This is a genomic window from Methylobacterium sp. B1, assembly GCF_000333255.1.
Taxonomy (GTDB): domain Bacteria; phylum Pseudomonadota; class Alphaproteobacteria; order Rhizobiales; family Beijerinckiaceae; genus Methylobacterium; species Methylobacterium fujisawaense.
In genome coordinates this window covers 1-15,855 of record NZ_BACT01000942.1, presented here as the reverse complement: position 1 = coordinate 15,855, position 15,855 = coordinate 1, and the positions used below count along the sequence as shown (strand labels likewise).

At 70.8% G+C, this 15,855-nt stretch carries 14 protein-coding genes and 1 pseudogene; 6 read left to right on the top strand and 9 right to left on the bottom strand.

The features are described from left to right. The first annotated feature begins 170 nt into the window (after nt 1–170). Genes I53_RS26575 through ilvA form a run of 3 tightly spaced genes read left to right on the top strand, consistent with a single transcriptional unit; the run spans nt 171 to nt 3,190 of the window. A complete protein-coding gene (locus I53_RS26575; RefSeq protein ID WP_043356540.1) occupies nt 171–1,229 on the top strand; it encodes an AbrB family transcriptional regulator in 1,059 nt (352 codons plus the stop codon). After that, the gene (locus I53_RS26570) at nt 1,226–1,573 is read left to right on the top strand and encodes a diacylglycerol kinase (RefSeq protein WP_043356538.1); all 348 of its coding nucleotides are present in this window, start codon (nt 1,226–1,228) and stop codon (nt 1,571–1,573) included. The genes I53_RS26575 and I53_RS26570 overlap by 4 nt, the downstream gene beginning before the upstream one ends. 24 nt (nt 1,574–1,597) lie before the next feature. After that, on the top strand, nt 1,598–3,190 hold the full coding sequence (ilvA, locus tag I53_RS26565) for a threonine ammonia-lyase, biosynthetic (protein WP_083936167.1): 1,593 nt from the start codon (nt 1,598–1,600) through the stop codon (nt 3,188–3,190). 93 nt (nt 3,191–3,283) lie between these two features. On the opposite strand, the gene I53_RS26560 is transcribed toward ilvA, so the two are convergent. From I53_RS26560 to I53_RS26550, 3 genes are all read right to left on the bottom strand, one after another. Next, nucleotides 3,284–3,943 (bottom strand): MgtC/SapB family protein, encoded by a 660-nt coding sequence (locus I53_RS26560; RefSeq protein ID WP_083683302.1) that lies wholly within the window; start codon nt 3,941–3,943, stop codon nt 3,284–3,286. An 82-nt stretch (nt 3,944–4,025) separates the two neighbouring features. After that, nucleotides 4,026–4,964 carry an EcsC family protein gene (locus tag I53_RS26555; protein ID WP_043356534.1) on the bottom strand — a complete coding sequence of 313 codons (939 nt, stop codon included), beginning with the start codon at nt 4,962–4,964 and terminating at the stop codon, nt 4,026–4,028. A gap of 25 nt (nt 4,965–4,989) precedes the next feature. Beyond that, the gene (locus I53_RS26550; RefSeq protein WP_043356532.1) at nt 4,990–6,378 is read right to left on the bottom strand and encodes an AmpG family muropeptide MFS transporter; all 1,389 of its coding nucleotides are present in this window, start codon (nt 6,376–6,378) and stop codon (nt 4,990–4,992) included. 234 nt (nt 6,379–6,612) lie between these two features. On the opposite strand from I53_RS26550, the gene I53_RS26545 reads away from it, so the two are divergent. Together I53_RS26545 and I53_RS26540 are read left to right on the top strand one after the other, a co-directional pair. Beyond that, nucleotides 6,613–7,659, top strand: a complete 1,047-nt coding sequence (locus I53_RS26545) for a histidine kinase dimerization/phosphoacceptor domain -containing protein (RefSeq protein ID WP_043356531.1) — start codon at nt 6,613–6,615, stop codon at nt 7,657–7,659. 57 nt (nt 7,660–7,716) lie between these two features. Further along, nucleotides 7,717–8,145, top strand: a complete 429-nt coding sequence (locus I53_RS26540; protein ID WP_043356529.1) for a response regulator — start codon at nt 7,717–7,719, stop codon at nt 8,143–8,145. 37 nt (nt 8,146–8,182) lie between these two features. Here the strand turns inward: I53_RS26540 and mutS are convergent, their stop codons facing one another. The 5 genes from mutS to I53_RS26515 form a co-directional block, all read right to left on the bottom strand. Next, on the bottom strand, nt 8,183–10,900 hold the full coding sequence (mutS, locus tag I53_RS26535; RefSeq protein WP_043356527.1) for a DNA mismatch repair protein MutS: 2,718 nt from the start codon (nt 10,898–10,900) through the stop codon (nt 8,183–8,185). A 130-nt stretch (nt 10,901–11,030) separates the two neighbouring features. Beyond that, nucleotides 11,031–11,210 (bottom strand): hypothetical protein, encoded by a 180-nt coding sequence (locus I53_RS36265; protein ID WP_374701376.1) that lies wholly within the window; start codon nt 11,208–11,210, stop codon nt 11,031–11,033. A gap of 363 nt (nt 11,211–11,573) precedes the next feature. Then, the gene (locus tag I53_RS26525; protein ID WP_043356524.1) at nt 11,574–12,431 is read right to left on the bottom strand and encodes an alpha/beta fold hydrolase; all 858 of its coding nucleotides are present in this window, start codon (nt 12,429–12,431) and stop codon (nt 11,574–11,576) included. Between the two features lie 70 nt (nt 12,432–12,501). Further along, nucleotides 12,502–12,705, bottom strand: a complete 204-nt coding sequence (locus I53_RS26520) for a hypothetical protein (RefSeq protein ID WP_043356522.1) — start codon at nt 12,703–12,705, stop codon at nt 12,502–12,504. Between the two features lie 101 nt (nt 12,706–12,806). Continuing rightward, nucleotides 12,807–14,540, bottom strand: a complete 1,734-nt coding sequence (locus tag I53_RS26515; protein ID WP_043356520.1) for a patatin-like phospholipase family protein — start codon at nt 14,538–14,540, stop codon at nt 12,807–12,809. Nucleotides 14,541–14,756: 216 nt separating this feature from the next. Here I53_RS26515 and I53_RS26510 point away from each other — a divergent pair, with 216 nt between their 5' ends. Beyond that, nucleotides 14,757–15,506: an SDR family oxidoreductase gene (locus tag I53_RS26510; RefSeq protein WP_043356518.1), complete on the top strand. Its 750-nt coding sequence runs from the start codon at nt 14,757–14,759 to the stop codon at nt 15,504–15,506. A 48-nt stretch (nt 15,507–15,554) separates the two neighbouring features. Here the strand turns inward: I53_RS26510 and I53_RS36260 are convergent. Continuing rightward, nucleotides 15,555–15,855: pseudogene (locus I53_RS36260) on the bottom strand (hypothetical protein); the annotation flags it as partial.

The following is a 15,855-nucleotide window of genomic DNA, read 5'->3' as shown; positions in this document are numbered from 1 at the left end:
CTGGCCGACGCCCGGGCACGCCTCGACACCGCCTTCGCCGCCCTGACCCACGAGCCCTGACGATTGCGCGGGGCGGCCGTGTCGAAACTCTGCCGTGACAGGGCCAATATTGCGCTATAGCGCGCGCCTGACGCCTGCCGTCTGAAGCGGGCCTCTCCCGATCGGTCGCCTTGCTCCCTCTCCGCATCCTCGGCCTCTGGGCCGCCCTCGCCGCCGCGTCCGCGGCCGTCTCATACGGCCTGATGCAGGCGCAGTTCCCGGCCGCGTTGCTGCTCGGGCCGATGATCGCGGCCATCGCGTTCGGGGTCGGCGGTTCGCGCCTCCGCGTGCCCCGGGCCGCCTTCCAGGCCTCCCAGGCGGCGATCGGCTGCCTCGTGGCGCATGCGGTCACCGGGCAGATCGCCCAGACCCTGGTGGAGGACGGGCCGCTCATCGTCGCGGTCGTGCTGGTCACCGTCGCGGTCAGCGGCTTGGTCGGCTGGATCCTGACCCGCCTGCGCGTGCTGCCCGGGACCACCGCGGCTTGGGGATCGTCCCCCGGCGGCGCCTCCGCCATGGTCGCCATGGCCGAGGATTTCGGTGCCGATCCGCGCCTCGTGGCCTTCATGCAATACGTGCGCGTCGCGGCCGTGGTGTTCTCGGCCTCGCTGGCCGCCCGCTTCCTGATGGAGACGCCGGTTCCCGGGGCCTCGGCTGGCGTCGCCGAGGTGACCGGGCCACTCTCCGTCTTCGCGACGCTGGCCGTCGCCATCGTGGGCGCGGGCGCGGCGCTCGCCCTGCGGGTGCCGGCCGGCGCGCAGATCGGCCCGATGGTGCTCGGCAGCCTCCTCCACGCCACCGGGCTCGTGCGCATGGCGCTGCCGGTGCCCCTCCTCGAACTCGCCTATGCCTGCATCGGCATCTATGTCGGCCTGCGCTTCACCCGGGAGACGCTGCGCCTGACATTCACCGCCCTGCCCGGCATCCTGGCGGCGACCTTCTCGGTCATCGCCCTCTGCGCGGCCTGGGGCTGGGGGCTGACGCTGCTGCTGCCCATCGACCTGCTCACCGCAGTCCTCGCCACGAGTCCCGGCGGCCTCGATTCGGTGGCGATCATCGCCGTCGGCTCGAAGGCGGACGTCTCCTTCGTGCTGGCGGTCCAGACCCTGCGCCTGTTCGTAGTGCTGCTCACCGGTCCGCTGCTCGCCAAGTGGATCAGCCGGTCCGTGCCGGAGACTGCCATCCGATGAACGCCCTGGTTCTCGCCTTTCTGAATTCCTGGCGCGGCCTGCGCCACGGCGCGCGCACCGAGCGGGCCGTGCGGCAGGAACTCCTGCTCCTGGCTCTCGGCGTGCCGGTCGCCCTGTTCCTCGGCGCGACACTCTGGGTGCGGGTCGCCCTGATGGTCAGCCTGCTGCTGATGCTGGCCGCCGAATTCCTCAACACCGCCGTCGAGAAGCTCTGCGACCACGTCCATCCGGGGCATCACCCGATGATCGGTACGGTGAAGGACCTCGCCTCCGCCGGCACCTTCATGGCCCAGATGGCGGCGCTGCTCGTGTGGGTGGCGGCGCTGGTCGAGCGGCTGGGCTGACCTGCCGCGCGTGGGCGCGCTCGCATCCGCGGGCCGGAGGGTCTATCTGGCCGGCACAGCCCCGCGCATCGGCCGAGACTCCACACCGTGACGGACTACATCCGCAAGATCCTCACCGCCCGCGTCTACGACGTGGCGATCGAGAGCCCACTCGACCCGATGCCCCGGCTGACGCAGCGGCTCGGGCGGCCGGTCCTGCTGAAGCGCGAGGATCTCCAGCCGGTCTTCTCGTTCAAGCTGCGCGGCGCCTACAACAAGATGTCCGGCCTCAGTCCGGACCAGATCGCCCGCGGCGTCGTCTGCGCCTCGGCGGGCAACCACGCGCAGGGCGTGGCGCTGGCCGCCGCCAAGCTCGGGGCGCGCGCCGTGATCGTGATGCCGCGCACCACCCCGTCGATCAAGGTCGATGCCTGCCGGGCCCGGGGGGCCGAGGTCGTTCTGCACGGCGACGCCTTCGACGAGGCGCTCGCACAGGCCAAGACCCTCGAGGCCGAGCAGGGCCTGACCTTCCTGCACCCCTTCGACGATCCCGACGTGATCGCCGGCCAGGGCACCATCGGCAAGGAGATCCTGGAGCAGCATACCGGCGCGATCGAGGCGATCTTCGTGCCGGTGGGCGGCGGCGGGCTCGCTGCCGGCGTCGCCACCTTCGTGAAGTATCTGCGGCCGGGCACCAAGGTGATCGGTGTCGAGCCGGAGGACGCCGCCTGCATGGCCGCGGCACTGGCGGCCGACACGCGGGTCAGCCTGCCCAGTGTCGGCCTGTTCGCCGACGGCGTCGCCGTGCGTCAGGCCGGCGAGGAGACCTTCCGGCTCTGCCGCGCGCATCTCGACGAGGTCATCACCGTCGATACCGACGCCATGTGCGCGGCGATCAAGGACATCTTCGACGACACCCGCGCGGTGTCGGAACCCTCCGGGGCGCTGAGCCTCGCCGGCGCCAAGCTGTATGCCGAGCGCGAGGGCGGTGACGGCACGCTGATCGCCATCTCCTCGGGGGCGAACCTGAATTTCGACCGCCTGCGCCACATCGCCGAGCGCGCCGAGATCGGCGAGCAGCGCGAGGTCCTGATCGGCGTGACGATCCCCGAGCGCCCCGGCGCCTACCGCGCCTTCATCAACGCCCTCGGACCGCGGGCGATCACGGAATTCAACTACCGCCATGCGCCGGGCTCGGAGGCGCAGATCTTCGTCGGCATCAACGTCAGCGGCGGCAAGCGCGAGAAGCAGGCGCTGATCGCTTCGCTGCGCGAGGCCGGCTATCGCGTCCTCGACATGAGCGACAACGAGATGGCCAAGGTCCATGTCCGCTACATGGTCGGCGGCCGTGCCGTCNGGGTCGCGCACGAGCGGCTGTTCCGCTTCCAGTTCCCCGAGGCGCCCGGTGCGCTGATGAAGTTCCTCGACGCCCTCGGGCCGGATTTCGACATCACGCTGTTCCACTACCGCAACCACGGCGCCGATTACGGCCGGGTGCTCGCCGGGATCGCGGTGCCGCCGCCCGAGCGCGCCCGGTTCGACGCCGCCATCGACGCCCTCGGTTACCCGGCCACCGACGAGACCGAGAACCCGGCCTACCGCCTGTTCCTTGACGGCGAGGGCGCCGGGGCGGCCTGAGCCCCCTCAGCCCAGGCTGTCCCTGGGGGCTCTCGTCGCGCGCCTTCAAGTCACGTCGCTGTTCTCATGATCGAGGGGCAGCGTCGGGCGCGGTCATTCTTCGGCCACCTCCACCGACGCGACATCGGGCATCGCCCGAAGCTTTGCCGCGATGGCCTCGAAGCTCGTCCGGGACAGACGCACGAACGTGATCGTCACTTCCTCGTGGTCCGCATCAGGACCCGGATGGACCGTGAAGGTCCGGACCCGTGAGGCCCGCTCGCCCGTCGCCGCCTGCACGGTGTCGATCGACATCGCGCCTTTTCGGGCGGTCAGCCGAAGGGTCTGGGCGCGCATCCGGTCGCGCCAGCGCTGCTCGAAGGGCTTCACACCCGCCAGGATGCCGACGATGAGTGCCGTCGCGGCCAGGGCCGGCACGTAGAGGCCGCTGCCGATCGCCAGCCCGATCGCCGCCACGCCCCAGAGACTGGCCGCCGTGGTGAGACCCTTCACCACCTCGCCGCGCAACAGGATCGTCCCCGCTCCGAGGAAGCCGATGCCGGAGACCACCTGCGCGGCGATCCGGGAGGGGTCGAGCACCACGTGGGCGGTGCCCAGCACGTCGGCGAATCCGAAGGCCGAGACCAGCATGATCAGGCAGGAGCCGACGCAGACCAGCATGTGGGTCCGCAGGCCTGCGGCCCAGAGCAGGCGCTCGCGCTCCAGGCCAATCACGCTGCCGAACAGGGCCGCCAACGCCAGCCGGGCCACCATCTCGCCGTTGCCGATCAGAGCCGCCTCCGTTTCTCCGCCCCGTGCGGATGGCGCGGATCCTTGCGGCTTTGCCGTGGGCGGATCAAGCGATCCCGAGGGCCGCCTTCTCGACTTCGTAAGCGGCCCGCACCGTGGCGGCCCCGTAGGACCGCTCCAGGCGCCGCACCGTGAAATGCGCGCGGGCGGTCGACTGGAAATGGTTCATGAAGGCCGTGTTGACCGCCGCCCCGCCGAAGGCGCCGAGGATCGGCACCGCCTGCGCGGCGACCTTCTGGGACACGACCAGACCGAAGCGCGCGGCGATCTGTGCGGTGAAGCGGATCAGCGCCGGGGCCGACTGGTCGAGGAGCGTTTTGCTGCCGGCATAGCGGGCCGCCTCCGACAGCGTCTTGGCCAGGGCCGCGCGGACGGCGAAGTAGCCGCTCTCGGTGAGCGCCGCGCCCGCCTCGGTCTCTGCCGTGGCCCGGCCGCCGAGGGCGAAGACCTGGACGCAGGCGAGCGCCCCCTCGGGGGTCTCGAGATCCTCGCCCTCCTCCCGGGCGATCTCGGCGATGGAGCGCAGCATCAGCGTGGTCGAGACCGGAAGCTCGACGGCCAGCGTCGCGAGGCCGAACGCGCCTCCGACCGCGCCGGACAGTGCCGCCATCGCCTTGTGCTTGGCGTCGCCCGAGCCGAGGAGCTGCGCGAACCGGCTCTCGGCCTTGGCGGCGACGGAACCGAGGCCCTCCCCTTCGGCCGGAACGAGTTCCCGGCGCGGCAGCGTCGCCAGGGCGACGCGCAGCGCCCCCCGCATGGCCGCCTCGGTGCTGCGGCTGACGGCTTCGGTGACCGGAGCCGGCAGCGATCGGCCGATGATGTCGAGGGGCGCGCCGGCCGCCGCGGAGAGCCGCCCCGCGAGGCTCGGACGCTCCAGCACCTGCACGGCGCGGCGCAGGGCGGCGAGGTCCGCGTCGCTCAGCGTCTTTTCTGGAGTCGCCGCCGGCAGCGTCTCGCCGGCTAAGGTGAGGTCGCTCGTGCTCATCCGTGAATCCCTGGATCTGTCGTGCTCACGCCGCCCCTGGCGCGCGCGCCGTGGTAGGAAGCTCGGGCCCCGGGATGCGGTTCCCCGCCTCCTGCGCATCCCGCGCCGGTGCCGCCGCGGCCTCCGCCTGCCCGGTCCTGCGCCCGACCGCGACGCAGAGCACCAGGACCGGGATACCCACGAGGGAGGTCATGACGAAGAAGGCCGGATAGCCGATCGCCGCGACCACGAAACCCGACGAGCCCGCGATCAGCTTGCCCGGCAGCGCGTAGAGCGAGGAGAACAGCGCGTACTGCGTCGCCGCGTAGGCCGGGCTGGTGAGGCTCGACATGTAGGCGATGAGCACGATGCCGGCGAAGGAGCCGCAGAAATTCTCGATCGAGATGGCGACCGTCAGGCGCCAGATCTCGGGCGCGCCGGCCGCCAGCCACGCGAAGGCGAGGTGCGAGGACGCGGCCAGGAAGGCGCCCAGCAGCAGCGTGGGGAACAGGCCGAGCCGGGCCAGGGCCCATCCGCCCGCGAACCCGCCCGCGATGCCGACCCAGATGCCGTAGAGCTTGGTGACGGTGGCGATCGCCTTCAGGTCGAAGCCCAGCGTCCGGTAGAGCGGGCTCGCCATCACGCCGGACAGGAAATCGGGGAGCCGGAACAAGGCCACGAGCAGGAGGATGCCCCAGAGCGCGCCGCCGAACCGGCCGTGCAGCTCGGTGAGCGGCTCCAGCACGGCGCGGCGCATCGACCAGAAGCGGGAGCGGCCGGGCGTCTCCGCCTGAACCGTGCGAGGCCTGTCGAAGGCCGGGGCCAGCAGGGCGGCGATCATCCCGACCAGCATGAGCGCCGCCATGATCAGGTAGGCCAGCGTCCAGCCCCCCGCCGAGGCGATGAACAGCGCGCCCGCGCCGGCGGTGATCAGGCCGAGGCGGTAACCGAGGTTCGAGGTCGCCGCCAGGATACCCTGGAAGTCGCTGCCGGCGGCGTCGATGCGCCAGCCGTCGATCACCACATCCTGGCTCGCCGCGCAGAAGGCCACCAGGAAGGCCCCGAGTCCCAGGAGCGCGAGGTTGGTCTTCGGATCCGAGAAGGCCATCAGGGTCAGGCACAGGGCGACCGCGGCCTGCGTGGTCACCATCCAGGCCCGACGGCGCCCGAGGCGGGCACTCAGCACCGGAACGTTCAGCCTGTCGATCGCGGGCGCCCAGAGGAACTTCAGCGAGTAAGGCAGCGCCACGTAGCTGAACAGGCCGATCGCCCGCACGTCGATGTCCGAGAAGGCGAGGCGGAGCGTGAAGGTGCCGAGGACCAGGAGCAGCGGCAGGCCCGAGGAGAATCCGAGAGCCAGCATGAGCACGATCCGCCGGTCCTCGACGATGTCGCGGAGCCGGAAGCGACGCATCGCCTGTGGCTGGTTCGCCATGGCATGGAACTCCTGAGCCTTCGTGGCCTTGATCTCGCGAAATCGTGGCAGCCTTACGCCGCACCGGTTTTCGCTGGATCGTGATGTGTTGCGCCTCAATCTTGGTAGAAGCTTGCTTAACGCGGTGTCCACGTCCCACGGATCGCGGCGTGTTGGAGGCGCCGCCGGACGAACGGGCACGCCGCCCAGTCGTGGAATGATGCGTTGAGTCTCCGATCCGAGTCCGCTCCGCCGTTGGCGACGCTCGTCGACGCGTTCGCGCGCAGCCCGTCGCCCATGGTGATCACCGATGCCCGCGCTCCGGACAACCCGATCGCCTGGGCGAACGACGCATTCCTGCAGGTGACAGGCTACACCGCTGACGAGATCGTCGGGCGCAACTGCCGGATGCTGCAGGGTCCGGCCACCGACCGTTTCACGGTCGAGCGGATCCGCTCGGCCGTACAGGCCGCGGAGCCGATCTCCGTCGAGCTGCTCAACTACCGGAAGGACGGGACGACCTTCTGGAACGCGATGACCATCACGCCGGTGAACGACGCCGAGGGTCTCGCCTTCTTCTATGCCGCCCAGGCGGACATGACCTATGTCCACCAGATGGAAGTGTCGATGCGCGGCACCAACGACGAGCTGGAGCGCCTCGTCAACGCGCGGACCCAGGATCTGACCACCGCCCTTGAGCAGAAGACGGCCCTGCTGCACGAGGTTGATCACCGGGTTAAGAACAATCTTCAGGTGATTTCCTCGCTGATGCTGCTGAAGGCCCGGCGAACGCCCGAGGGCGAGGCGCGGGACGCGCTCCAAGGCATGGCCGAGCGGATCGGCGCGCTCTCGACAGCCCATCGGATGCTGTATTCCGAGGGCGACTGCACGCATTTCAACCTCGGCGACTTCGCGGCCGAGTTCCTGGCCGACATGAATGCCGGCCTGGATCCGGAGCGGCGCCGGGTCGAGGCCGACGTCGAGTCGATCGCCGTAGCTGCCGCGATGGCGGCGCCCCTGGCCCTGATGATCCACGAACTCACGGCAAACGCCCTGCGCCACGCCTTCCCGGGCGAGCGGGAGGGACGCGTGTCGATCGTCGCCCGCCGCACCGAGAGAGGGATGCATATGACGATTCGCGACGACGGCGTCGGTGTCGCCGCGGCGGCTCCGAATCCGGCCGGCTTCGGGCGAAATCTGGTGGAGATGGTGGTCCGGCAGATGCGCGGGACCATCGCCTGGGCGGATGCCGGTCCGGGCACGACCGTCGACATCGATATCCCGCTCCAGCAGCCGGCTTGAGAAATCGACGTGCAGGCTTCAAGCTCGGCGGCCACGGGGCCGGAGGACGATGAACGCATGGGGACCGGGAACGCCGCCGCGCTCCGCATCCTCGTGGTGGAGGACGAGGCCCTGATCGCCCTCGAGCTGGAATGCCTGCTGGACGATCTCGGGCATGTCACGGTCGGTGTCGCCGGCAACGCCACCGAGGCGATCGCCATGGGCCGCTCCACCGCGCCCGACGTTGCGCTCGTGGACATCCACCTCGTCGACGGTCCGACCGGAATCGACGTCGCCAGGGCGCTCTCGGCCGACCGACGCACCACGGTGGTGTTCATGACCGCCAACGCCAAGCGCATTCCGGCGGATTTCGCCGGGGCGATCGGCGTGATCGCGAAACCCTATTCCGAGCGCGTCGTGGCCAGCACCCTCGACTACGTGGCCGATCGCCGGGCCGGTCGCCACGGGCCGGCCTGTCCGGACGGGTTCTCGCCCGCGCCCGTCTGACGCGCGTCGAGGCGCGTCGCTACGGGGCTTCGCCGTCTCAGCTTCGCGTCGCTCGCTCGCGCTTCAACCGGTAGAGCGCATCCAGCGCTTCCCGCGGCGTCAGGGCGTCGGGGTCGATGGCGTCGAGGAGCGCGCCCAGCGGGTCCTCCTGCGGCGGCTCCGGCGGCGGTGGTGGCGCCAGGGCGGCAAAGAGCGGCAGGTCGTCGATCCGCGCGCGCGCGGGGCGGCCCATCTCGGCCTTCTCGAGACTCTTGAGGATCGCCCCGGCCCGGGTCACGACGCTGCCCGGCAGACCTGCGAGCCGCGCCACCTGCAGGCCGTAGCTGCGCTCGGCGACGCCGGGCACGACCTCGTGCAGAAACACGACGCCGTCCCGATGCTCGGCCACCTTCAGGGTCGCATTGTCCAGCCGCGCCAGCCGGTCACCGAGGGCGGTCAACTCGTGGAAATGCGTCGCGAAGAGCGCCCGACAGGCATTCACCTCGTGGAGATGCTCCAGGCACGCCCAGGCGATCGACAGGCCGTCGAAGGTCGCGGTGCCGCGGCCGATCTCGTCCAGGATCACCAGGGAGCGCCGGGTCGCCTGATTCAGGATCGCGGCGGTCTCGACCATCTCGACCATGAACGTCGACTGGCCACGGGCGAGGTCGTCCGCGGCGCCGACCCGGGAGAACAGCCGGTCGACCCGGCCGATGCGCGCCTCCGCAGCCGGCACGAAGGCGCCCATCTGGGCGAGCACGGCGATCAGCGCGTTCTGGCGCAGGAAGGTCGATTTGCCGCCCATGTTCGGGCCGGTGATCAGGCGGATCCGGCCGCGGGTATCGCCCGACAGGTCGCAATCATTGGCGATGAACGGCTCGCCCGCCCGGCGCAGAGCCGCCTCGACCACCGGATGGCGCCCGCCGACCACGACGAAGCTCAAGGACTCATCGACGACGGGCCGGCGCCAGTCGAGTTCGACGGCGAGTTCGGCGTGGCTCGCCGCCACATCGAGACCCGCGAGGGCCTCGGCCACCTCGGCGATGGCCTCGGCCTGAGCCAAGACGCGGGCCGCGAGGTCGTCGAAGACGGCCGCTTCCAGGGCGAGCGCCCGGTCGGAGGCGCCCGAGATCTTCGACTCGAGTTCGCCCAGTTCGACGCTGGTGAAGCGCATGGCGTCCACCATGGTCTGGCGGTGGACGAACTCGCTCTGGAGACCCTTCAGGCAGGCCTCGCCGACGGATTGCGGAACCTCGATGAAAAAGCCCAGGAGGTTGTTGTGCTTGATCCGCAGGGTGCGGCAGCCGGTCTGCTCGGCGTAGCGTGCCTGCAAGGCGGCGATCACCTTGCGGGAATCCTGACCCAGGGTCCGCGCCTCGTCGATCTCCGGATGATACCCCGCCCGCACGAAGCCGCCGTCGCGCCGGCTCAGCGGCAGATCGTCGGCCAGCGCCGCCGCCAGGGTGGCGATGAGGTCCGGGTTGGCCTCCGCCAAATGCTCGGCCAGCCGGGCGAGATCCTCCGGGAGGTCGGGAATCGCAGCGAGTCGGGCGCCGAGATCCGCCGCCACGGCGAGGCCGTCGCGGATGGCCGCGAGGTCGCGCGGTCCCGCACGGCCGAGGCCGGTTCGCGACAGCGCCCGGGCGAGGTCGGGGGCCCGCGCAAGGGCGTCGCGCAGGCTGCCGCGCAGGCGGCCGTCCTCGACCAGATGGGCCACCGCCGCGTGCCGCCGGGTAATGGCGTCGAGATGGGTGAGCGGGCCGGCCAAGTGCTCGGCCAGCAGCCGGGCACCATTTGCCGTCACGGTCCGGTCGATCGTGGCGAGCAGGCTTCCCGTCCGCTCGCCCGACAGGGTGCGGGTGAGTTCGAGATTGGCGCGCGTCGCCGCATCGATCGCCAGGGTCGCGCCGCCATCCTCGCGGGTCGGAACCGTGAGCGGTGGTCGCGCGGCGAGCTGCGTGCGGCCGATGTAGAGCAGCGCGGCCCCGGCCGCCGCGATCTCGGCCCGGGTGAATTGGCCGAACCCCTCCAGGGTCGAGACCCCGTACTGCTCGCGCAGGCGCCGCTCGGCGGCCGCGGGCTCAAGCTCGGCCTGGGCCAGGGGCACGATCGCGGCGCGGCTCTCCTGCCAGATTCGCGCGAGGGCCGGATCGGCGTGGATCGCCTCCGACAGGACGATCTCCCGCGGGTCGTGCCGGGCGATGGCACCGGACAGGTCGCCGCCCGCGACCTCGCTCAAGGAGAAGCGGCCGGTGGAGATGTCCACCGCGGCGAGGCCGTAGGCGACGGCACCCTCACCGGTCTTCCGGCGGCCGATCGCCAGGAGCAGGTTCGCCCGGGCCGGGTCGAGGAGCCGATCCTCGGTGATCGTGCCGGGGGTGACGAGCCGCACGACCTCGCGGCGGACCACGGATTTCGGCCCACGCTTCTTGGCCTCGGCCGGATCCTCGGTCTGCTCACAGACCGCCACCCGGTGACCGAGGGCGATGAGGCGATTCAGATAGTCGTCGGACCGGTCGACCGGCACGCCGCACATCGGGATCTCGCTGCCCGCGTGCTTGCCGCGCTTCGTCAGGACGATGCCGAGCGCCCGGGACGCGATCTCCGCATCCTCGAAGAACAGCTCGTAGAAGTCGCCCATCCTGTAGAACAGGAGACAGTCCGGATTCGCAGCCTTGATCTCGATGTATTGCGCCATCATCGGCGTGGCGCCGGCCGGGTCCAGACCGGGCGTGGGCGTCGTATCGGCGGCGGGGCGGACGGCGGTTCGGGCCATGCCGCCTCTTAGCAGAGCGTCGACGGCGAATCAGGCCGCTCAAGCCGACGCAGCTGGGGAGAAGGCGTATCGCCGGTGGATGGCGCCCGGATCCGACGCACGCAGCGCGGGTCCGAGCGCCGTTAGGAACTCAGTGGCGCGGGCCGCCCGTGGTGTTGCCGAGCTGCTGCTGGTAGCCGGGGCGCGACGGATTGCGGGCGTTCGGGTCGCCGTGGCGCATCGTGTTCATGCGCCGCATCCGGCGGTGGTGCCGGGCCGAGTGATGGCGGTGCATGCGGTAATGCCGATGCATCGCAACGGTCTCGACCATATCAGATCCCGTCAGACCGGGCTGCGCCATCGCCGGCGCGGCCTGCGACGCGACGGTTCCGGCCAGAAGGCCACCGAAGACCACACCCGCGGTTAGAAAAGAACGAACAGACATCGTGGAGTAGCTCCGATCAGCTTCTATGAGCCACCAGCTAAGAAACAAGTGATCGTAATGTTCCGGATCAGGGCGTTAAAAATAATACCCGTTCTTTGGACGGCGTGCGGACCGATGCGGCAGCCGTCGCGTCTCCGGGCGGGACGGTGCCGGGATCGGCGATACCCGTCCGTGCATTGATTTCGGCTCTCACCTCAGCCCGGGCGGCGGGCGAGAAGCCGTGTTCGCTCGGTGGTTCAGAACACGGGTTCAGCACAGGAAGGTGCGGAGGTCGGCGCTGACCGAAGCGGGTTCCTCATGCGCCAGCCAGTGGCTGGCCTGCGCGTACCATTGGATGCGCCCCGCGTCGCAGAGAGCGAGACTGGCTTCCGCCAAGCCGGATTGTAGCGCGGTGTCCCGTCGCCCCCAGAGGATCAACGCCGGGACGCGGACCCGGGGCGGCCGCGCCCGGGGAAGTCGCACCAGGGCCCGGTACCAGTTCAGCATGCCGGTCATCGCGTCCGGCTGCAGCCACGCCTCGACGTAGCGGTCGAGGTCGGCCTGCGCGAAGGCGCCGGGGCGGCTTGTGGTCGTCAGCGCGCGGCGCAGGGCCCGGCAGCGATCGGCCGTGAGCAGCCGTTCGGGCAGGTGCGGGATCTGGAACAGGCCGACATAGGTGCTGCGCAGCCACTGGCCCGGATGGTGCCGCATGTAGGTGCCGACCACGGCGGGATGCGGCGCGTTGAGGATCGCCAGCCGGTCGATCCGCTCGGGATGGCGGCTCGCCACCCACCACGCGACGAGGCCGCCCCAATCATGGCCGACCAGGCGGACCGTGGGAGCGCCATAGGCGTCAGCCAGGGCCAGAACGTCGCCTGCCAGACGATCCAGGTGATAGGCGGCGATCCCCGCGGGCTTGTCGCTGAGGCCGTAGCCGCGCTGGTCCGGCGCGATCACCCGCAGACCCGCCTCGGCGAGAGGCCCGATCTGATGGCGCCAGCCGAACCAGAATTCGGGAAAACCGTGCAGCAGGATGGTCGGCGGTCCTGTCTCGAGACCCGCCTCGGCCACGTTCAGGCCCACCTCCGGCAACTCGACCCGGCGCAACCTCACACCCGCGACGGTCATGTTCTCGTGCGCTCCGTCCTGCCCGCCTCGCCGGCGGCGGGAAACGCCTCCGCGTCCAGATCCGATCCGCTCAGAAGCCGAGCGCGCCGCAGGTTTCCGCCTCAGGCGAGAGCTGGTCGCGCAGGCGCTCCGGCGCAGTCCGGGTCCAGAGGCACAGGAGGACGAAGGCGGCCCCGTGCAGCAGGGCGTGCGGTGCGGAGCGATCGTCCGGAGCGGTCCGGTCCCGCTCGGAACCGGTCACGGTGTCGGTCGGAGGCGTCGCAGTGTGGGGCATGGCTCTGATCTCCAAAGGACATCCTGTAGGAGACATCGTCACCGAATGCCCGGAGTTACAGGGCCGAGGGACCCGCGCGTGCGCCGCCGCACGCGGACATCTCAGCGCACCGGGTCGAGCCAGCGCGCGAGCCTCCCGGTCGCAAGGCCGGCGCGGGTTTCCCGGTAGCCGAGTTCCGCCGATTCGCGGAAGCGCGACCAGGCGCGCAGATCGATGCCGGAGAGCTGGGGCTTGAGCACGGCGGTCGCGTGCGCCGCCGCCATCAGGCTCTGGGCGTCGCTCGACACGGTGGCGGCGCGCAGCAGCAGCGGTGCCAGACCCGGCATCGCCAGCGGCGAGCCGATCAGCTTGCGTACGAGCCGGCCGCTCCAGCCGCGCTGCGGCATGTCCTGGAACGCCCGGTCGGTCCCGACATCGACGGCCAGAACCGGTCCGCGCTCCAGCCCGGCGGCGACATCCGCCGGCAGGTTGTTCATCATGCCGCCATCGACCAGGACGCCCTCGTCGCAGAGCACCGGCGGCAGGAGGCCGGGAATCGCGATGCTGGCCCGCAGGGCTTTCGGCAGGTCGCCCGAGCGATGCACCATGGTGCTGCCGGTGGTCAGGTTCGACGAGACGCAGAAGAACGGCAGCCAGAGATCCTCGATGCACACCCCCCCGTAACGCGCCGCGAGACCGGTATCGACCTTGGCGCCGCGGGTCAGGGCGTGCAGCGGCAGCGTGTAGTCGTTGATCGGATTGCTGGTGGCGAAGAACGCCTCGATCTGCGCCTGGATCTCCGCGACGTTCCAGCCCATGGCGAGGCTCGCCGCGATGATCGCGCCCATGCTGGTCCCGCCGACGAAATCCGGCGTGCAGGCGACCTCGTCGAGGGCCTTCAGCACCCCGAGATGGGCCAGCCCGCGCGCTCCGCCCCCGCCGAGGACGAGGCCCCGTGCGGCGCCGCTGGCGAGCCGGGCGAGGCGATGCAGATCGCCCCGATTGCCGTCTCGGAGCTGGATTCGCATCGCCGCAGGCAGGGCGGCGACCTCCGGATGCAGGGGCTTCGGGCGCCGGGCCGCCGGATCCTGGCGGACGACGACATCCATCCGGATCCAATCGGAGCGGACCCGGTCGAGATAGGCTGCCGCGCCGGGCCGCGGCGGCGCGCCGGGCTCGGCCAGGAGCAGGACGTGGTCGCCGCGCCGCTGGCTCTGCCGGCACCAGGGGCAGTCGATGTCGTGCGCTGCGAAGATCGTGCGCGCATGGCCGCCCTCGAAGGCCTGGAACCAGGCCTCGTCAGCCCCCTCCGGCCAGTCGGTGAGACAGCCGGTTGCGCCGGGCAGCAGGGCGTCGAAGGCGCCGGCGAGTTGCCGCGCAACATGGGCCGGATCGGGCCCCTCCGTCACGGCCAGGATCGTGAAAATTCTCGGCGCATGGTGGACCGAATGGCCGTCGTAGATCGCCCGCAGGCGGTCGGCGAGCATCCGGGCGAAGTAGAGGAGCGTGTGCGGATGCTCGGCGATGACCGCCTCGAAGGCATCCCGGGTGAGCCGCAGGAGGTGCGAATCGCGCAGGGCCACCACGGTGGCCGCCCGCGGAGCGTCCGACAGCAGGGCCATCTCGCCGAAGGTTTCGGGGGGGCGCAGGCGCGCGATCCGGGTCGGCCGACCGGCGTGGTCGCGGGTGGAGACGCCGACCACGCCGGAGACGAGCGTGTAGAGGGCGTTTCCGGTCTCGCCCTGCTCGAACAGGATCCGGCCACCCGGTACCGCCACCGGTACCATGCGCGCCCGAACGGCTGCGACCGCCGCCGCGTCGAGCCCGGCCAGGAACGGGATCTCGGGGGCGCTCACCCTGCCACCGCCGCGGCGATCGTCTGGCGCAGCCTTGGCGACACACTGAGCCCCATCGTTCCGTCCCCCTCCCCGTCCGGCGCGCGACGCGCCACCATAGAGCAGGCGTCCCGTCGCTACGCACCGTGACCGCGGCGCGCATCTGAAACGCTGATCTCTTCGCGCCGCGCCGGCCATCCGCTACAGGCGGAGCAACGCCGGAACCGGGAGGAACGCATGTCGACGGCTGAGCGAATCGCGATCGTGACCGGGGCTGGGACGGGAGTCGGCAAGGCTGCCGCCCTGGCCCTCGCGGGCGCCGGATGGCGCGTCGTGCTTTCGGGGCGGCGTCGGGAGCCCCTGGACGACGTCGCGGCGCAGATCGGCGACGGGGCTCTCGCGGTGCCCACCGACGTGACCGATCCCGACTCGATCGCCGCCCTGTTCGCCCGCACGCGGGCGGAATTCGGCCGCCTCGACCTGCTGTTCAACAATGCCGGCATCGGCGCCCCGGCGGTTCCGCTGGAGGATCTGCCGCTCGAGACTTGGCGGCAGGTGGTCGATACCAACCTCACCGCCCTGTTCCTGTGCACGCAGCATGCCTTTCGGATCATGCGCGATCAGAATCCCCGGGGCGGCCGGATCATCAACAACGGCTCGATCTCGGCGCACGCGCCCCGGCCGAATTCCATCGCCTACACGGCGACCAAGCACGCCGTGACGGGGCTGACCAAGGCGACTTCCCTCGATGGGCGCGCCTATGACATCGCCTGCGGACAGATCGACATCGGCAATGCCGACACGCCCATGGGCGGAAAGATGAAGGCCGGTGTCCCGCAGGCGGACGGCTCCCTGCGTGCCGAGGCGGTGATGGATCCCGACCATGTGGGTCAGGCGGTGCTCTCGATGGCGAGCCTGCCGCTGGAGGCGAACGTGCAGTTCATGACGATCATGGCCACCAAGATGCCGTTCGTCGGGCGCGGCTGAGCCGCCCCGGATTCGCGACGGTCGGCCGCCGTCGATGGGCGGCCCCGGTCATGCCGGTGCTGTCCAGGTACGCCTCCTGCGGTGCGTTTGCAGCGCTACGCCCGGAACCGACCGGACATGGTCGCGCCGGTCGCTCCGCGGCCCCATGGTCGAGCCTCGTTCCAGGGGCGGATCGCGATCGCGGCCGCCGGAAATCATAATGGGGAAGGCCATCCAGCCTCGCGTCGCGAACGCCAGCAAGACGTAGCCCAGCGCGTCGGCCGCCATGCCGGCGATAATGGCCTGCTTCTCGCCGAAACGTTTGGTGGCGGGACCAGTGACGAAGGCTTGAGCGAGGGCGTGCAAGATT

What these genes read in the sequence shown, in the direction of transcription:
- I53_RS26555 (WP_043356534.1), bottom strand. Translation starts at nt 4,964, where the DNA reads ATGAGCACGAGCGACCTCACCTTAGCCGGCGAGACGCTGCCGGCGGCG.
- I53_RS26570 (WP_043356538.1), top strand. Translation starts at nt 1,226, where the DNA reads ATGAACGCCCTGGTTCTCGCCTTTCTGAATTCCTGGCGCGGCCTGCGC.
- I53_RS26550 (WP_043356532.1), bottom strand. Translation starts at nt 6,378, where the DNA reads ATGGCGAACCAGCCACAGGCGATGCGTCGCTTCCGGCTCCGCGACATC.
- I53_RS26510 (WP_043356518.1), top strand. Translation starts at nt 14,757, where the DNA reads ATGTCGACGGCTGAGCGAATCGCGATCGTGACCGGGGCTGGGACGGGA.
- I53_RS26520 (WP_043356522.1), bottom strand. Translation starts at nt 12,705, where the DNA reads ATGCCCCACACTGCGACGCCTCCGACCGACACCGTGACCGGTTCCGAG.
- mutS (WP_043356527.1), bottom strand. Translation starts at nt 10,900, where the DNA reads ATGGCCCGAACCGCCGTCCGCCCCGCCGCCGATACGACGCCCACGCCC.
- I53_RS26560 (WP_083683302.1), bottom strand. Translation starts at nt 3,943, where the DNA reads ATGGTGGCCCGGCTGGCGTTGGCGGCCCTGTTCGGCAGCGTGATTGGC.
- I53_RS26540 (WP_043356529.1), top strand. Translation starts at nt 7,717, where the DNA reads ATGGGGACCGGGAACGCCGCCGCGCTCCGCATCCTCGTGGTGGAGGAC.
- I53_RS26525 (WP_043356524.1), bottom strand. Translation starts at nt 12,431, where the DNA reads ATGACCGTCGCGGGTGTGAGGTTGCGCCGGGTCGAGTTGCCGGAGGTG.
- I53_RS36265 (WP_374701376.1), bottom strand. Translation starts at nt 11,210, where the DNA reads ATGGTCGAGACCGTTGCGATGCATCGGCATTACCGCATGCACCGCCAT.